The sequence below is a fragment of the Cellulomonas terrae genome, assembly GCF_007990265.1.
Lineage (GTDB): Bacteria > Actinomycetota > Actinomycetes > Actinomycetales > Cellulomonadaceae > Cellulomonas > Cellulomonas terrae.
In genome coordinates, this window is the sequence record NZ_BJWH01000002.1 from 37,516 (window position 1) to 51,972 (window position 14,457).

At 70.5% G+C, this 14,457-nt stretch carries 17 protein-coding genes; 7 read left to right on the top strand and 10 right to left on the bottom strand.

Annotated features, from left to right (window positions below):
* Positions 1 to 12: 12 nt before the first annotated feature.
* The 4 genes from CTE05_RS02345 to nadA are packed head-to-tail and all read right to left on the bottom strand — an operon-like array spanning position 13 to position 2,684.
* Positions 13 to 555, bottom strand: coding sequence for an acyl-CoA thioesterase (locus CTE05_RS02345; RefSeq protein ID WP_146844520.1), 543 nt, complete (start codon positions 553 to 555; stop codon positions 13 to 15).
* 10 nt (positions 556 to 565) lie between these two features.
* A complete protein-coding gene (locus tag CTE05_RS02350) occupies positions 566 to 895 on the bottom strand; it encodes an antibiotic biosynthesis monooxygenase family protein (protein WP_146844521.1) in 330 nt (109 codons plus the stop codon).
* Positions 892 to 1,491, bottom strand: a complete 600-nt coding sequence (locus CTE05_RS02355; protein WP_146844522.1) for a DJ-1/PfpI family protein — start codon at positions 1,489 to 1,491, stop codon at positions 892 to 894. Before CTE05_RS02355 ends, CTE05_RS02350 begins: the two co-directional genes overlap by 4 nt.
* 2 nt (positions 1,492 to 1,493) lie before the next feature.
* Entirely contained in the window at positions 1,494 to 2,684 is a 1,191-nt protein-coding gene (gene nadA, locus CTE05_RS02360; RefSeq protein ID WP_146844523.1) for a quinolinate synthase NadA, read from the bottom strand.
* Between the two features lie 63 nt (positions 2,685 to 2,747).
* Between nadA and CTE05_RS02365 the strand changes: the two genes are divergently transcribed.
* Both CTE05_RS02365 and erpA read left to right on the top strand, forming a co-directional pair.
* Entirely contained in the window at positions 2,748 to 3,929 is a 1,182-nt protein-coding gene (locus CTE05_RS02365) for a glycerate kinase family protein (RefSeq protein WP_186814708.1), read from the top strand.
* A gap of 111 nt (positions 3,930 to 4,040) precedes the next feature.
* Positions 4,041 to 4,403, top strand: a complete 363-nt coding sequence (gene erpA, locus CTE05_RS02370) for an iron-sulfur cluster insertion protein ErpA (protein ID WP_056026956.1) — start codon at positions 4,041 to 4,043, stop codon at positions 4,401 to 4,403.
* Between the two features lie 48 nt (positions 4,404 to 4,451).
* Here the strand turns inward: erpA and CTE05_RS02375 are convergent, their stop codons facing one another.
* Complete coding sequence (locus CTE05_RS02375; RefSeq protein WP_246123208.1) at positions 4,452 to 4,673, bottom strand: sulfurtransferase TusA family protein; 222 nt, start codon at positions 4,671 to 4,673, stop codon at positions 4,452 to 4,454.
* Positions 4,670 to 5,863, bottom strand: a complete 1,194-nt coding sequence (locus tag CTE05_RS02380; RefSeq protein WP_371863344.1) for a cysteine desulfurase family protein — start codon at positions 5,861 to 5,863, stop codon at positions 4,670 to 4,672. Before CTE05_RS02380 ends, CTE05_RS02375 begins: the two co-directional genes overlap by 4 nt.
* A 246-nt stretch (positions 5,864 to 6,109) precedes the next feature.
* On the opposite strand from CTE05_RS02380, the gene ctaC reads away from it, so the two are divergent.
* The 5 genes from ctaC to CTE05_RS02405 all read left to right on the top strand — a co-directional run bounded on the left by ctaC (position 6,110) and on the right by CTE05_RS02405 (position 10,047).
* Positions 6,110 to 6,991 (top strand): aa3-type cytochrome oxidase subunit II, encoded by an 882-nt coding sequence (ctaC, locus tag CTE05_RS02385; protein WP_146844525.1) that lies wholly within the window; start codon positions 6,110 to 6,112, stop codon positions 6,989 to 6,991.
* Positions 6,991 to 8,799: an aa3-type cytochrome oxidase subunit I gene (ctaD, locus tag CTE05_RS02390; RefSeq protein WP_146844526.1), complete on the top strand. Its 1,809-nt coding sequence runs from the start codon at positions 6,991 to 6,993 to the stop codon at positions 8,797 to 8,799. The genes ctaC and ctaD overlap by 1 nt, the downstream gene beginning before the upstream one ends.
* The gene (locus CTE05_RS02395; RefSeq protein WP_146844527.1) at positions 8,796 to 9,194 is read left to right on the top strand and encodes a cytochrome c oxidase subunit 4; all 399 of its coding nucleotides are present in this window, start codon (positions 8,796 to 8,798) and stop codon (positions 9,192 to 9,194) included. The genes ctaD and CTE05_RS02395 overlap by 4 nt, the downstream gene beginning before the upstream one ends.
* 71 nt (positions 9,195 to 9,265) lie before the next feature.
* Positions 9,266 to 9,664, top strand: coding sequence for an META domain-containing protein (locus tag CTE05_RS02400; RefSeq protein WP_146844528.1), 399 nt, complete (start codon positions 9,266 to 9,268; stop codon positions 9,662 to 9,664).
* Positions 9,661 to 10,047, top strand: a complete 387-nt coding sequence (locus CTE05_RS02405) for an META domain-containing protein (protein ID WP_246123209.1) — start codon at positions 9,661 to 9,663, stop codon at positions 10,045 to 10,047. The genes CTE05_RS02400 and CTE05_RS02405 overlap by 4 nt, the downstream gene beginning before the upstream one ends.
* 59 nt (positions 10,048 to 10,106) lie before the next feature.
* Here the strand turns inward: CTE05_RS02405 and CTE05_RS02410 are convergent, their stop codons facing one another.
* From CTE05_RS02410 to qcrC, 4 genes are all read right to left on the bottom strand, one after another.
* Entirely contained in the window at positions 10,107 to 10,733 is a 627-nt protein-coding gene (locus CTE05_RS02410) for a superoxide dismutase (protein WP_146844529.1), read from the bottom strand.
* 123 nt (positions 10,734 to 10,856) lie between these two features.
* Positions 10,857 to 12,593: a cytochrome bc1 complex cytochrome b subunit gene (gene qcrB, locus CTE05_RS02415; protein WP_146844530.1), complete on the bottom strand. Its 1,737-nt coding sequence runs from the start codon at positions 12,591 to 12,593 to the stop codon at positions 10,857 to 10,859.
* Positions 12,590 to 13,630 carry a cytochrome bc1 complex Rieske iron-sulfur subunit gene (gene qcrA, locus CTE05_RS02420; protein ID WP_146844531.1) on the bottom strand — a complete coding sequence of 347 codons (1,041 nt, stop codon included), beginning with the start codon at positions 13,628 to 13,630 and terminating at the stop codon, positions 12,590 to 12,592. The genes qcrB and qcrA overlap by 4 nt, the downstream gene beginning before the upstream one ends.
* Positions 13,627 to 14,412: a cytochrome bc1 complex diheme cytochrome c subunit gene (gene qcrC, locus CTE05_RS02425; protein ID WP_146844532.1), complete on the bottom strand. Its 786-nt coding sequence runs from the start codon at positions 14,410 to 14,412 to the stop codon at positions 13,627 to 13,629. The genes qcrA and qcrC overlap by 4 nt, the downstream gene beginning before the upstream one ends.
* Positions 14,413 to 14,457: the final 45 nt, after the last annotated feature.

Genomic DNA, 14,457 nt, shown 5'->3' on the forward strand with positions numbered 1-14,457 from the left:
CCGACCAGCGCGTCAGACGGCGGGTTGGTCCCGGTGCGCGACGCCGACGGCCTCGGCCCACGCCCGCACGTCGGCCGGAAGCTCGGGTGACGGCCCGTCGTGCGTCCCCAGCAGGTCGATGACGGCCGGGGCCGGGACGCGGGAGCCGTCACGGGAGAGGAACCTGCCGGCGATCACGCCGCGGGCGACGTGCTCACCGCTGCGCGTGAAGGTCTGCTCGAGGTACGCGCAGCGCGGGTCCCAGCCGAGCAGCCGCGTGGTGATCTCGAACCGCTGGCCGAGGGTCAGCGACCGGCGGTAGGACATCGTCGACGAGGCGACGACCGGATACCAGCCCCGCTCGTTCAGCAGGGAGAACGCGCCGAGGTCGGCGAGGTAGTTGCTCCGCGCGACGTCCATCATCTGCAGGTACACGCCGTTGTTCACGTGCCGGTAGAAGTCGAGGTCGCCGAGGCGGACCCGCATCCGGGTGACCGACGGGTCGAGCACACCCCGGCCAGGCACGGCGCGACGGGGGCGGGTCGTGGCCAGCGCGAGCTGGATCATCCGGGTCATTCCGGCGATGTTACTCGCGAGTAGGTTCGACCGGAACCGGTACGAAGTGCTCGACGAGGGGGAACGGCTCGTAGAACCGGTGCAGGAGGTCCCGCCAGCGCACGTACTGCGGTGACGTGCGGAACCCCACCTCGTGCGCCTCGACCGAGTCCCACCCGATCAGCAGCAGGTACGTCCCCGGCTGCTCGACGCCGCGCGAGACGCGGATGCCGCGGAAGCCCGGGATGCTCGACACGAGAGGCACCGCCTCGGTCATCGCCGCCTCGAACGCGTCCTGCTCACCCGCGCGCACCGGCAGGAGGGCGTGCTCGAGCACGGGGGCGTCGAGCGGACCGCTCATACGGGCGGCTCGGGGTCGTACTGGATGCCCCTGCGGACCCCGCGGGCCGCGTCCACCGACTCCAGCCGGGCCACGAGGTGCAGCGCCATGTCGATCCCCGCGGACACCCCGGACGACGTGACGATGTCGCCGTCGTCGACGAACCGCGCCTCCGTGTCCGCCAGGACGCTCGGCTCCAGCACGGCCAGCTCGTCGAAAGCCTGCCAGTGGGTGGTCGCCGGGCGCCCGGAGAGCAGCCCCGCGGCCGCGAAGACGAGCGCGCCCGTGCAGACGCTGGTCATCAGCGGGGTCGTGGCGCGCAGCGTGCGCACCCACTCGAGGTGGGCCGGGTCGCGCAGCAGCGCGCGTGTGCCGAAGCCCCCCGGGTAGACCAGGACGTGCAGCGGGCCGACCTCGTCGGCGCTCGTGTCGGGGACGAGGCGGAGCCCCTTGGCGCACCGGATCCCGTTGCCGTCGAGCGAGAACGTCACGACCTCGGGACGCAGCTCCGAGTGCCGGGACCAGGCCGCGAGGACCTCGTAGGGGCCGACGACGTCGAGCTCCTCGGCGTCGTCGAAGACGAAGATGCCCACCCGCAGGTGGTGCCCGGTCGACATCCTCAGTACCCCGGCAGCGCGAGCATCTGGTCGAGCGCCACGCGCGCCCAGTTTGCGTCGTCGGCGTCCACGACGATCCGGTTCACCGGCCGCCCCGCGACCAGGGACTCCATCGCCCACACCAGGTGCGGCAGGTCGATGCGGTTCATGGTCGAGCAGAAGCACACCGTCGAGTCGAGGTAGTGGATGTTCTTGTCCGGGTGCGCGGCCGCGAGCCGGCGGACCAGGTTGAGCTCGGTGCCGACGGCCCAGGAGCTGCCCGGTGCGGCGGCGTCGAGCGCCTTGACGATGTACTCCGTCGAGCCCACGAGGTCGGCCGCGAGGACCACCTCGTGCTGGCACTCCGGGTGCACGATGACGGTCACGTCGGGGACGGCCGCGCGGATGTCGGTGACGTTGCGGACCGAGAACCGGCCGTGCACCGAGCAGTGGCCGCGCCACAGGATCATGCGCGCGTCCCGGAGCTGCGCGGTGGTCAGACCGCCGCCGGGCTTGCGCGGGTCGAACACCACGCAGTCGTCGAGCGACATGCCCAGCTGCTGGACGGCGGTGTTGCGACCGAGGTGCTGGTCCGGCATGAAGAGGACCTTGCCGGTGCCCCCGAGGCCGCCCACCTTGTCGAACGCCCACCGCAGCGCCACGTGCGCGTTGGACGAGGTGCAGATGGTGCCCCCGTGCCGGCCGGTGAACGCCTTGATCGACGCCGCGGAGTTCATGTACGTCACGGGCACGGTCGACTCCGCGACACCCGCGTCCACCAGCACGTCCCACGCGTCCTCGACCTGGTCGATCGCGGCCATGTCCGCCATGGAGCAGCCCGCGGCGAGGTCCGGCAGGATCACCTGCTGGTGGTCGGAGGTGAGGATGTCGGCGGACTCGGCCATGAAGTGCACGCCGCAGAACAGGATGAACTCGGCCTCGGGCCGTGCGGCCGCCTCCCGCGCGAGCTTGAAGGAGTCACCGGTGACGTCGGCGAACTCGATGACCTCGTCGCGCTGGTAGTGGTGTCCCAGGACGAACGCGCGGGACCCGAGGGCGGCACGGGCGGCCCGGGCGCGCTCCACGAGGTCAGGGTCGCTCGGTGCGGGCAGGCCGCCGACGCACTCGACGCCACGCTCGGAGGCCAGGTCGACACCGCGGCCCAGCAGCAGGAGGGCCGACGGGGCAGGCTCGGAGAAGGTGCTCGCGCTCACGCGGCGATCCTCGCACACGGGCGGCTGCACGATCTCGGCGTCAGACCGTGCCACGATGCGGCCGTGCGCGTGCTCATCGCCCCCGACAGCTTCGGCTCGAGCCTGACGGCCGCCGAGGCCGCCGAGACCATCGCCGGAGCCTGGCGGGCGACCGCACCGGACGACGAGGTGACCGCGCGACCGCTCTCGGACGGCGGCCCCGGCTTCGTCGCGACGCTGCAGTCGGCCCTCGGCGGTGAGCTCCTGCCCGTGACCGTCGCGTCGCCCGTCGGGACGCCCGTCCCTGCCGTGGTCCTCCTCGTGGGGACGACCGCGTTCGTCGAGTCGGCCCAGGCCGTCGGCCTCCCGCTCGTCCCGGAGGAGCTGCGCGATCCCACCCGCACCTCGAGCCGGGGCGTGGGGGAGCTGGTCGCCGCCGCACTCGGCACCGGTGCGCGCCGCATCGTCGTCGGTCTCGGGGGCTCGGCGACCAACGACGCCGGCGCGGGCGCCCTGGTGGGCCTGGCCCGCGCTCTCGGGCTGCCGGGACCGGCGGACGTCCTCGGTGCCGGCGGCGGGGCGCTCGGCGACGTGACCCCCGACGACCTGGACGGGCTGCGGGCACTGCGTGACCGGCTGCGCGGCGTGGAGCTCGTCGTCGCGACCGACGTCGACGTCCCGTTGCTGGGCCTGCACGGCGCGAGCGCCGGGTTCGCCGCCCAGAAGGGAGCAACGCCTGAGCAGGCGCAGGACCTCGAGCGGGCGCTCGGACACTTCGCGCACGCCGCCACCGCGGCCCTCGGCGACGCGGTGCGGCCGGACCTGCTCGCCGGCGCACGGGCGTCGTCGACGGCGTCCCGGCTCACGGCCGCACCCGGCGCGGGCGCGGCCGGGGGGCTCGGCTTCGGTCTCGCCCTGCTCGGGGCCCGGCTCGTGCCGGGCTCGGTGTTCGTGGCGGACGCCGTCGGGCTGGGGGACCTGATCGCCGACCACGACGTCGTCGTCACCGGCGAGGGCCGGTTCGACTGGCAGTCCCTGCACGGGAAGGTCGTCTCCGAAGTGGCGTCCCGCGCGCTCGCCCACGCGGTCCCGACCGTCGTCGTCGCGGGGGAGGTGCTGGTCGGTCGTCGCGAGCTGTCCGCCGCGGGGATCACGGCCGCCTACGCGGTGAGCGAGAGCCCCGAGCAGGTGGTCGCCGCGCTCGCCGCGCCCGCGCCGACCCTCGCCGCGCGCGTCACCCGCGTAGCGAGAACCTGGTCACGTTGACCGGAGGTCCGGCGTCGGGGTCGTACCCTGGACGGGAACAACCTCGCGTTCGGTGCTGTTGCCGAGGTTGACGCACCAGATCTGCTGTCCAGCGAGCACCCAGGAGAGACCATGAGCGAGACCACCGCGACGCAGAACGCGACCGAGACGCACGGCGTCCTCCTCACCGACTTCGCCGCCTCGAAGGTTCGCAGCCTGCTCGAGCAGGAGGGCCGCGACGACCTGCGTCTGCGCGTCGCCGTCCAGCCCGGTGGTTGCTCCGGCCTGATCTACCAGCTCTACTTCGACGAGCGGGTCCTCGACGGCGACGTCGTCAAGGACTACGACGGCGTCGAGGTCGTGGTGGACCGCATGAGCGTCCCGTACCTCGACGGCGCCACGATCGACTTCGCGGACTCGATCGAGAAGCAGGGCTTCACCATCGACAACCCCAACGCCGGCAGCGCCTGCGCGTGCGGTGGCTCGTTCAGCTGATCTGAGCCGACGACGAAGGCCCGGCTCCCCACGGGGGCCGGGCCTTCGTCATGCGTGCGTCCGCACGGTCAGCGCGTGCACGCCGTCCTGCTCGGTCGCGCCGACCATCTCGTGCCCGCGCATGCGCGCCCACGCGGGCACGTCGTGGACGGCGGCCGGATCGGTGGCCAGCACGGTGAGCTCGGTCCCGGGCGGGACGCCGGCGGCGGCCCGCGCCAGGCGGATCACGGGTGCCGGGCAGCGCAGCCCTCGCGCGTCGACGGTCGTCACAGCCCGCCGACCCCCCACGCCTGCCGGACGTCGGCGACGATGCCGGGCAGCTCTTCCAGGAATCGGTCGACGTCCTGTGCTGTCGTGCCGCGGGGGAGCGCCAAGCGGATGTTCCCGTGGGTCAGCGCCCCCATCGCAGCAAGGACGTGGCTCGGCTCCAGCGCGCTCGACGTGCAGGCCGACCCCGAGCCGACGGCGAACCCGCGCTCGTCGAGCGCGGTCAGGAGGGCCTCTCCCTCGACGTACAGGCACGAGAAGGTCAGCACGTGGGGGAGCCGGTCGACGGGGTGACCGACCACGTCGACGTCCGGGACGTCGGCCGAGACCCGCGTGCGGACGGTGTCGACGAGCCGGCGACGGGCGGCGTCGTCGGCGGACCTCGTCGCGACCGCCACCTGGAGCGCGACCGCCGCCGCCAGGGCAGCGGGCACGCTGACGCCGCCCGGGAACCACCGGTCCTCGTCCTCGGGCCAGTCGGGGGAGCGACGGACCCCGGACCGTGACACGAGGACGCCGAGACCGCCGGGCCCGCCCCAGTCGCCGGCGTCCGCCGCGAGCAGGTCCCAGGCGTCGCCGACGTCCAGGTGCCCGAGGCTCGCGCCCGCGTCCACCAGCAGGGGGACACCCGCGGACCGTGCCGCGTCGTGCACCGAGGCGACGGGCTGCAGGGTGCCCACCTCGCCGTTGGCGTGCTGCAGCGCGGCGAGCGCCACGCCCGGACGCGCGAGCGCGGCGGAGAACTCGTCGGGGTCGACCCGGCCGTCCCCGTCGACCCCGACGGTCTGGCGGTCACCCGCGAAGTCGGCCGCGTTGAGCACCGCCGCGCGCTCGACGGCACCGACGACGACCTGCGTCCCGACCCGGCGACGCCCCCGGACGACCGACCGGACGGCACCGTGCAGCGCCGCGGTGTGCGACGGGGCCAGGTCGACCTCCTGCGTCCGCGCGCCGACCGACGCGGCGATCGCCTCGCGCGCACCGTCGAGCAGCATCCGCGCCCGCCGGCCCTCGGCGTGCAGGCGCCGGGGGTCGGCCCAGCCCTGGTCGAGCGCCTCGAGGAACGCCGTCCGGGCCTCGGGCAGCAGCGGCGCCCGTCCGCCGGCGTCGAGAACCACGCGACGGGCAGTGGCGTGCGTCACAGGGGGCGCCGCCGGGCTGTCGGTGGGATCGCGGTCGGACGGGCTGCTCACGGGGGCACCGTAACCCCGCAGAGCCGCGACCAGGCGCGGGACCACCGGGATCCGCCCCGGCGCGGTCGTCGGGTCTCGTGAAGGTGACGCGGTGTGATGGTGCTGACACGGTGTCGTCAACGGGTGTCGTCAGCACGAAAGGATCTGGACGGCGCGCTAGGCTGCACAGGTCGAGGACGAAGGTCCCGCACGGTGCCCTTCTGCAATGCAGGGGTGTCGACGGGACGCGAGTGAGAGGTCCCCCCGTTGCACCCGGACACCCCCCGTCGCACGCGGCGACCAGCCGCGTTGCTGGCCGGTCTGCTTGGCGTCGTCGCCGTCGCACTCAGCGGTTGTTCCGCAGAGGTGCAGCGCGGCTGGCTCCCCGGCAACTCCGACGCCGAGATCACGGACCAGACAGGTCGCATCACCAACCTGTGGGTCGGCTCCTGGATCGCCGCGCTCATCGTCGGCATCATCACCTGGGGTCTGATCCTGTGGTGCGTCGCGGTCTACCGGAAGCGCAAGGGCGACGACACCCTCCCGGTGCAGCTGCGGTACCACGTGCCCCTCGAGGTCATGTACGTGATCCTGCCGATCATCATGGTCGGGGTGCTCTTCTACTACACCAACCGTGACACCTCCGCGATCGTCGCCACCGACGCCGAGGCGGACCTCCACGTGCAAGTCATCGGCAAGCAGTGGAGCTGGGACTTCAACTACCTCGACGACGACGCGTACGACACCGGCCAGCACGCGCAGGACGTCGGCTCCGCCGGCACCGGCGTGCTCCGTGACCAGGTCACGCTGTACCTGCCGGTCGACGAGCGGGTCGAGTTCACGCTCGACTCCCGCGACGTCATCCACTCGTTCTGGGTCCCCGCGTTCCTCTTCAAGATGGACATGATCCCGGGCAAGACGAACACGTTCCAGGTGACGCCGACCGAAGAGGGCGAGTACCTGGGCAAGTGCGCCGAGCTCTGCGGCGAGTACCACTCGTCGATGCTGTTCAACGTGAAGGTGGTGTCGCGCGAGGAGTACGACGCACACATCGAGGAGCTCAAGGCCAAGGGCCAGGAAGGCTCGCTCGGTCTCGAGTACAGCCGCCAGCAGGTCCTGGACGAGGCTCCGAAGGAAGGCGAGAACTGATGGCCGCCGTCGCGGAGCACATCCCCGGGCTGGCGCCCTCGCGCCAGACCCTCGGTCGCACGGTGATCAAGTGGATCACCTCGACCGACCACAAGACGATCGGCTACCTGTACCTGATCACGTCGTTCGTCTGGTTCGCCATCGGCGGCATCCTGGCCCTGCTCATCCGCGCCGAGCTCTTCGCTCCCGGCATGGACGTCTTCCAGTCCCGCGAGCAGTACAACCAGGCGTTCACCATGCACGGCACGATCATGCTGCTGCTGTTCGCCACCCCGCTGTTCGCCGGCTTCGCCAACGTGATCATGCCGTTGCAGATCGGCGCGCCCGACGTGGCGTTCCCGCGGCTCAACATGCTCGCGTACTGGATGTTCTTCTTCGGCGGCTCGATCGCCGGGGCCGGGTTCTTCACGCCCCAGGGCGCCGCGTCGTTCGGCTGGTTCGCCTACGCGCCTCTGTCGAACACCGTCTACTCGCCGGGTCTCGGCGGTGACCTGTGGGTCTTCGGGCTCGCGCTCGCCGGATTCGGCACCATCCTCGGCGCCGTCAACTTCATCACGACGATCGTCACCATGCGCGCGCCCGGCATGACGATGTTCCGGATGCCGATCTTCACCTGGAACACCCTGGTGACGTCGCTCCTGGTGCTCATGGCGTTCCCGCCGCTGGCCGCCGCGCTGTTCGCCCTCGGCGCCGACCGGCGCCTCGGGGCCCAGGTCTTCAACCCCGAGAACGGGGGCGCCATCCTGTGGCAGCACCTGTTCTGGTTCTTCGGGCACCCCGAGGTCTACATCATCGCCCTGCCGTTCTTCGGCATCGTCACCGAGATCCTGCCGGTGTTCAGCCGCAAGCCGATCTTCGGCTACAAGGGTCTGGTGTACGCGACGATCGCGATCGCGGCCCTGTCCGTGACCGTGTGGGCGCACCACATGTACGTCACCGGCTCGGTGCTCCTGCCGTTCTTCGCCTTCATGACGATGCTCATCGCCGTGCCGACCGGTGTGAAGTTCTTCAACTGGATCGGCACGATGTGGCGCGGCAAGCTCACGTTCGAGACGCCGATGCTCTGGACCATCGGCTTCCTCGTCACGTTCCTGTTCGGTGGCCTGACGGGCATCATCCTGTCCAGCCCGGCGCTCGACTTCCCCCTGTCGGACTCCTACTTCGTCGTGGCGCACTTCCACTACGTCGTCTTCGGCACCGTGGTCTTCGCGATGTTCGCGGGCTTCTACTTCTGGTGGCCCAAGATGACGGGCCGGATGCTCGACGAGAAGCTGGGCAAGATCCACTTCTGGCTGCTGTTCATCGGCTTCCACACCACGTTCCTCATCCAGCACTGGCTGGGCGTCAAGGGCATGCCGCGCCGGTACGCGGACTACTCGCCCGACGACGGCTTCACGTGGATGAACCAGCTCTCCACCGTCGGCGCGGTCATCCTCGCCGCCTCGACGCTGCCGTTCCTCTGGAACGTCTACACGACGTGGCGCAACGCACCCCTCGTCACGGTCGACGACCCGTGGGGCTACGGCGCGTCGCTCGAGTGGGCCACCAGCTGCCCGCCGCCGCGGCACAACTTCACGTCGCTCCCGCGGATCCGGTCCGAGCGCCCGGCGTTCGACCTGCACCACCCCGAGGTCGCCGCGATGGACCACGTCGAACCCAACCCCGGGCCGCTGGACTGGGAGGCGGACCGCCGTGGCGAGAGCGAGGTCGCCGTCGACCGCGTCGTCAACGACAAGGGTGAGCCGGAGCAGTCGTCCGCGACGATCGTCGACGACACCCCGCGCACCGACGAGGAGGGCACCCGATGAAGCTCGAGACGAAGCTCTTCCTCTACGGCGTCCTCTTCTTCGTCCCCGTCGGACTGATCTACGCGGCCTGGAGCGGGGGCGAGGCTGTCGGCACCGTCGGGATCCCGCTCGTCGGGGGTCTCGTCGGCATGATCGGCGCCTACTTCGCCCTCCTGTCGCGCCGCATCGACGACCGTCCCGAGGACGACCCGCTGGGCGAGATCGAGCAGGGCGCCGGCGACCAGGGCGTGTTCAGCCCGTGGAGCTGGTGGCCGCTGGTGCTCGGGATCGCCGGCGCGGTCACGTTCGCCGGTCTCGCGATCGGCTGGTGGCTGTCGTACATCGGCATCGCTGTCGGCGTCATCGGGCTCGTCGGCTGGGTGTTCGAGTTCTCCCGCGGACAGCACGCGCACTGACGACCTGCCCGAGAAGGCCCTCACCGTGGCGGTGGGGGCCTTCTCGCGTCCTCTGCGCTAGCGTCGGCGGTATGAGGCATTCGCGTCGTCCTGCGGCCCGTTCCTTGGCTCTCGTCGTCGTCGCGGGTGGGGTGCTCGCGGGGTGCGCGAGCACCTCCGGGTCCGGCGCCACGCTGTCCGACTCCGACGTCGCCGGCGAGTGGTCGCAGGTCGACGCAGAACCGCGGGTCTACCTCGAGCTCGGCGAGGACGGTGCGCTCACCGGAAGCGACGGCTGCAACCAGCTCAGCGGGACGTGGCAGGTCGACGGCACCGAGGTCGACTTCAGCGAGCTGGCTGCGACGATGATGGCGTGCGACGACGTCGACACGTGGCTCTCCGGCGCCGAGTCGGCCACGATCGACGGCAGCGAGATGACCGTGCTCGGCGAGGGCGACCAGGAAATCGGGACCTTGGAGAAGTCTGAGTGAAGCGACACCGGAGGGCCACGGCGTTGGTCATGCTGACGCTCGCGGGCGCGGCCCTGGGGGCGTGCGCGGACGGCTCCCCGAGCAGCGCCTCCGTCGACGACGTGGCCGGGATCTGGGGCATGCAGGACACCGAGGGGATCGCCTCGCTCGAGCTGGCCGAGGACGGCACCGCCACCGGGACCGACGGGTGCAACCGGATGACGGGCACCTGGGAGCAGAACGGCACCCAGGTGGCCTTCGGGGAGTGGGCGACGACGCGGATGGCGTGCCAGAGCGTCGACACCTGGCTCTCGCTCGCCGTGAAGGCCACCGTCGAGGGCGAGAACCTGGTCTTCGCCGACGAGAACGGCATCGAGATCGGGACGCTGCAGCCGAACTCCTGACCCCTGACATGCCTGAGGGCCGCCCCCCATGAGGAGACGGCCCTCAGGCACGCAGACGGTCAGACGGGGACGATGAGTCCCGCAGTCTGCGTCCGTGCGCGGTCGAAGCGCGCGGCCGCGTCAGCCCAGTTGACGATGTTCCACCACGCCTTGACGTAGTCCGCCTTGACGTTGACGTAGTCGAGGTAGAAGGCGTGCTCCCACATGTCGAGGACGACGACGGGGACCAGGCCGAGCGCGATGTTGCTCTGCTGGTCGTACAGCTGCACGATCACGAGCTTCTGACCGATGGAGTCCCACGCGAGGATCGACCAGCCGGAGCCCTGGATGCCGATCGCGTTGGCGGCGAAGTGCTTCTGGAAGGCCTCGAACGAGCCGAAGAACTCGTCGACCGCGGCACCCAGCTCACCGGTCGGCTTGTCGCCGCCGTCCGGGGAGAGGTTCTGCCAGAACACGGAGTGGTTGACGTGACCGCCGAGGTTGAACGCGAGGTTCTTCTCGTGCAGGTTCACGGCGGCGAAGTCGTCGGCCGCGCGAGCGGCGGCGAGCTTCTCGAGCGCGGTGTTGGCGCCGGTCACGTACGCGGCGTGGTGCTTGTCATGGTGCAGCTCCATGATCCGGCCCGAGATGTGCGGCTCGAGCGCCGCGTAGTCGTAGGGCAGATCCGGAAGCGAGTAGTCAGCCATGCGTGAGTACACCTCTCCTGCGTCGGTTCTGGGACCACGTGTCGCGGTCCGCTCTGTACAGAGGAACGGGCGGCCCGCCGTTACGGCGAGCCGCCCGACTCCACGGTCAACTCTTGTCCAGGATCAGCGATTCCGCCCGTCGAGGGCCGTCTCATCCTGCGGATCCACCAGGTGCTGGCCGCCGCCCACGGCTCCGGTCAGCTGGGCCGGGGCCGGCTCACCGGCGGGCGCGATCGCGTCGTGCTGGCCGTGCGAGTGCGACGCGGCCAGCTCGGCGGGCGTCACGGGCTCGATGCGGTCCTCGTAGAACGTCTGCGAGAGCCGCTGGCGCATCCGGTCGAGCCGGTAGCCCTTGCGACGGACACCGCGCGAGTCCTCCGCCGGCTCGATCTCCAGCGGGCGGATCGCGTCGTGCTGCACCCGCAGCCAGCGCTCGTGGGCGTCCAGCGGCTTGTGCACCTCGATGTACTCACCGTTGGCGAACCGCACGATGCGGCCCGTCTCGTGACCGTGCAGGACCAGCTCGCGGTCCTTGCGCTGCAGGCCGAGGCAGATGCGCTTGGTCACCCAGAACGCGAACCAGGGGCCGACGAAGATCAGGACCCGGAACGCCCACGTGATGTCGTTGAGCGACATGTGGAAGTGCGTGGCGATCAGGTCGTTGGAACCCGCGAGCACGAGGATGAAGAACGCCGTCAGGATCGAGACGCCGAAGGCGGTCCGGAACGGGCGGTTGCGGGGGCGGTCCAGGACGTGGTGCTCCCGCTTGTCGCCGGTCGCGAACGCCTCGATGAACGGGTACGCCGCCAGCAGTGTGAACAGGATCCCCGGAACGACCATCGCCGGGATGATGACGTTGAGCGACAGCGTGTAGTGGCCGATGACGACCTCGGTGAACCCTGGCATGAGGCGCAGGGATCCCTCGAGGAAGAGCATGTACCAGTCCGGTTGGGCGCCCGCCGAGATCGGTGAGGGATCGTACGGGCCGTAGTTCCACACCGGGTTGATCGACATCGTCGCCGCCATGAGCGCGATGACGCCGAAGACGGTGAAGAAGTAGCCGCCGGCCTTCGCCACGTAGATCGGGAAGAGCGGGTAGCCGACGACGTTCTTGTCCGACCGGCCCGAGCCCGGGTACTGCGTGTGCTTGTGCAGCACCACGAAGAACAGGTGCAGGCCGATGAGCGCCAGGATGATGCCCGGGACCAGCAGGATGTGCACCGTGAACAGGCGGGGGATCAGGTCCTGGCCCGGGAACTCGCCGCCGAAGATGAAGTACGACGTGTAGCTGCCGATGATCGGGACGGCCTTCACGACTCCGTCGGTGATCCGCAGCCCGTTGCCCGACAGGACGTCGTCCGGGAGCGAGTAGCCCGAGAAGCCCGCCGCCAGGCCGAGGATGAGCAGCAGGAAGCCGACGACCCAGTTGACCTCGCGCGGCTTGCGGAACGCGCCCGTGAAGAACACGCGCATCATGTGCGTGACGATCGCGGCCATGAAGATCAGCGCGGCCCAGTGGTGGATCTGCCGCATGAGCAGACCACCGCGCACCTCGAACGACAGCCGGAGCGTCGAGGCGAACGCCTCGGACATCTCGACGCCGTTCATGGCGGCCCAGGGGCCCTCGTAGTGGACCTCGGTCATGCTCGGTACGAAGAAGATCGTCAGGAACACGCCGGAGATGAGGATCGTGATGAAGCTGAACAGCGCGATCTCACCGAGGAGGAAGGACCAGTGGTCCGGGAAGATCTTGCGCGCGAACGTCTTGACGAACGTCCCGATGCCGGTGCGCTGGTCGAGGTAGTCCGCGGTACCGCCGGCGATCTTCTCGACGGGGGTCGGGGTGGCTGTGGTCGTCATCGGGCCAGACGCTCCCAGTAGCTCGGGCCGACGGGCTCGGTGAAGTCGCTCTGCGCGATCAGGTAGCCCTCGTCATCGACAGTGATCGGCAGCTGCGGCAGGGGCCGCTTCGCCGGTCCGAACACGACCTTCGCTCCGTCCGCCACGTCGAACGTCGACTGGTGGCACGGGCACAGGAGGTGATGGGTCTGCTGCTCGTACAGCGCGACCGGACAACCCACGTGGGTGCAGATCTTCGAGTATGCGACGATCCCGTCGTAGGACCAACCCTTGCGGTCCTCGGCCTCGGTGAGGTCGGCGGGGTCGAGACGGACGAGCAGGACGACGGCCTTGGCCTTCTCGTCGAGCGGGTGCTCCGCCTCGTGCAGGTCCTCCGGGATGACGTGGAAGACCGAGCCGATGGTGACGTCGGCGGCCTTGATCGGCCGGCCTGTCGGGTCCGTCGCGAGCTTGGTGCCCTTGCGCCACATCGTGTGCCGGAACTTGGAGACGTTCCAGTCGTCGCCGATGTTGCCGACGAACGGCACGACGATCGCGAGCGGAAAGAGCGCCAGGGCCGAGATCATCGCGCCCTGGAGCACGCCGCGACGACCGATGGCGGAGTCCGCCGCACCGTCCTTCAGGGCGGTGACCGCGGCGGCGCGGTTCTCGTCCGAGCTGCGCTGCAGGTGCCGGTCCTCGGACTTCTCGTGGTCGTTCATGAGCGCCTTGGCCCAGTGCACGGCCGCGAAGCCGATCCCCAGCAGGCTGAGCGCGAGGCCGAGGCCCAGCGCGAGGTTCGAGCGGAGCATCGACTCCGGGGTCTCGCCCGGCGGGAGCGCGAAGTACGCGACCAGGAAGCCGATCGTGGCGATCACGGAGATGCCGAACAGCGCGACGACCTGGCGCTCGGCCTTCTTGTTCGCCTTCGGGTCGTTGTCGCCGAGGCGGTCGTGGTGCTCCGGGTGGCCCGGGTCCTCGAAGCGGTCGGGCAGGGCGCCCGGCTCGTGCGTGACGAGCTCGTTGCTGGCCTCGTGGCCGGTGTCGTGGTTGCTCACGAGGACTTCGCTCCGATCCAGACTGCTGCGCCGATGAGCAGGCCCATGCCGACGACCCAGGCCCACAGGCCTTCACTCACCGGTCCCAGGGCACCGAGGTCGAGCCCGCCGGGTGAGGTACCACCCTGCTGGTCGATGAACGCGATGATGTCGCGCTTCTCCTCGGGCGTGATGTTCGCGTCGTTGAAGACGGGCATCGACTGCGGGCCGGTCAGCATGGCCTCGTACAGGTGGGTGGGCGTGGTCTCCCAGAGGTTCGGCGCGAACTTGCCCTGCGAGAGCGCACCGCCCGCGCCGACGGCGTTGTGGCACATCGCGCAGTTGGTGCGGAAGATCAGCATCCCGTTGGCGACGTCACCGAGAGCGGGGTCGACCTGCTCCGCGGTGGGGATGGCCGGACCGGCACCCAGCGACGCGACGAACGCGGCGAGCTGGTTGATCTGCTCCTGGTCGAACTGGACCGGCTTCGGGAGCGCCTGCGGACCGCTCATCTGCATGGGCATGCGACCCGTGCCGACCTGGAAGTCGACAGCCGCGGCGCCCACCCCGATGAGGGACGGACCGCTCGCCGTGCCGGACGCGGCCGGCCCGTGGCAGGAGGCGCAGTTGGCCTGGAACAGCTTCTCGCCGGTCGCGATGTCGTTCGTGCTCGCCTGCACGGGCGCCGCGTCGGCCGACGTCGGTGCCAGCACCGCGTACAGGCCACCGGTGAGCAGCAGCGCCAGCAGGAGCAGCACGATCGGCGCACGCCGATCCTGCCTGCGGGCTGCGAGTGCCTTCACGGATCGATCCTCGTCTCGCACATGGGGGATAGGGGACTACGAGGC

Coding starts and splice junctions, on each gene's coding strand:
- CTE05_RS02345 (WP_146844520.1), bottom strand. CDS start 555: ATGACCCGGATGATCCAGCTCGCGCTGGCCACGACCCGCCCCCGTCGC.
- CTE05_RS02350 (WP_146844521.1), bottom strand. CDS start 895: ATGAGCGGTCCGCTCGACGCCCCCGTGCTCGAGCACGCCCTCCTGCCG.
- CTE05_RS02355 (WP_146844522.1), bottom strand. CDS start 1,491: ATGTCGACCGGGCACCACCTGCGGGTGGGCATCTTCGTCTTCGACGAC.
- erpA (WP_056026956.1), top strand. CDS start 4,041: ATGAGCGAGACCACCGCGACGCAGAACGCGACCGAGACGCACGGCGTC.
- ctaD (WP_146844526.1), top strand. CDS start 6,991: ATGGCCGCCGTCGCGGAGCACATCCCCGGGCTGGCGCCCTCGCGCCAG.
- CTE05_RS02395 (WP_146844527.1), top strand. CDS start 8,796: ATGAAGCTCGAGACGAAGCTCTTCCTCTACGGCGTCCTCTTCTTCGTC.
- CTE05_RS02400 (WP_146844528.1), top strand. CDS start 9,266: ATGAGGCATTCGCGTCGTCCTGCGGCCCGTTCCTTGGCTCTCGTCGTC.
- CTE05_RS02410 (WP_146844529.1), bottom strand. CDS start 10,733: ATGGCTGACTACTCGCTTCCGGATCTGCCCTACGACTACGCGGCGCTC.
- qcrB (WP_146844530.1), bottom strand. CDS start 12,593: ATGACGACCACAGCCACCCCGACCCCCGTCGAGAAGATCGCCGGCGGT.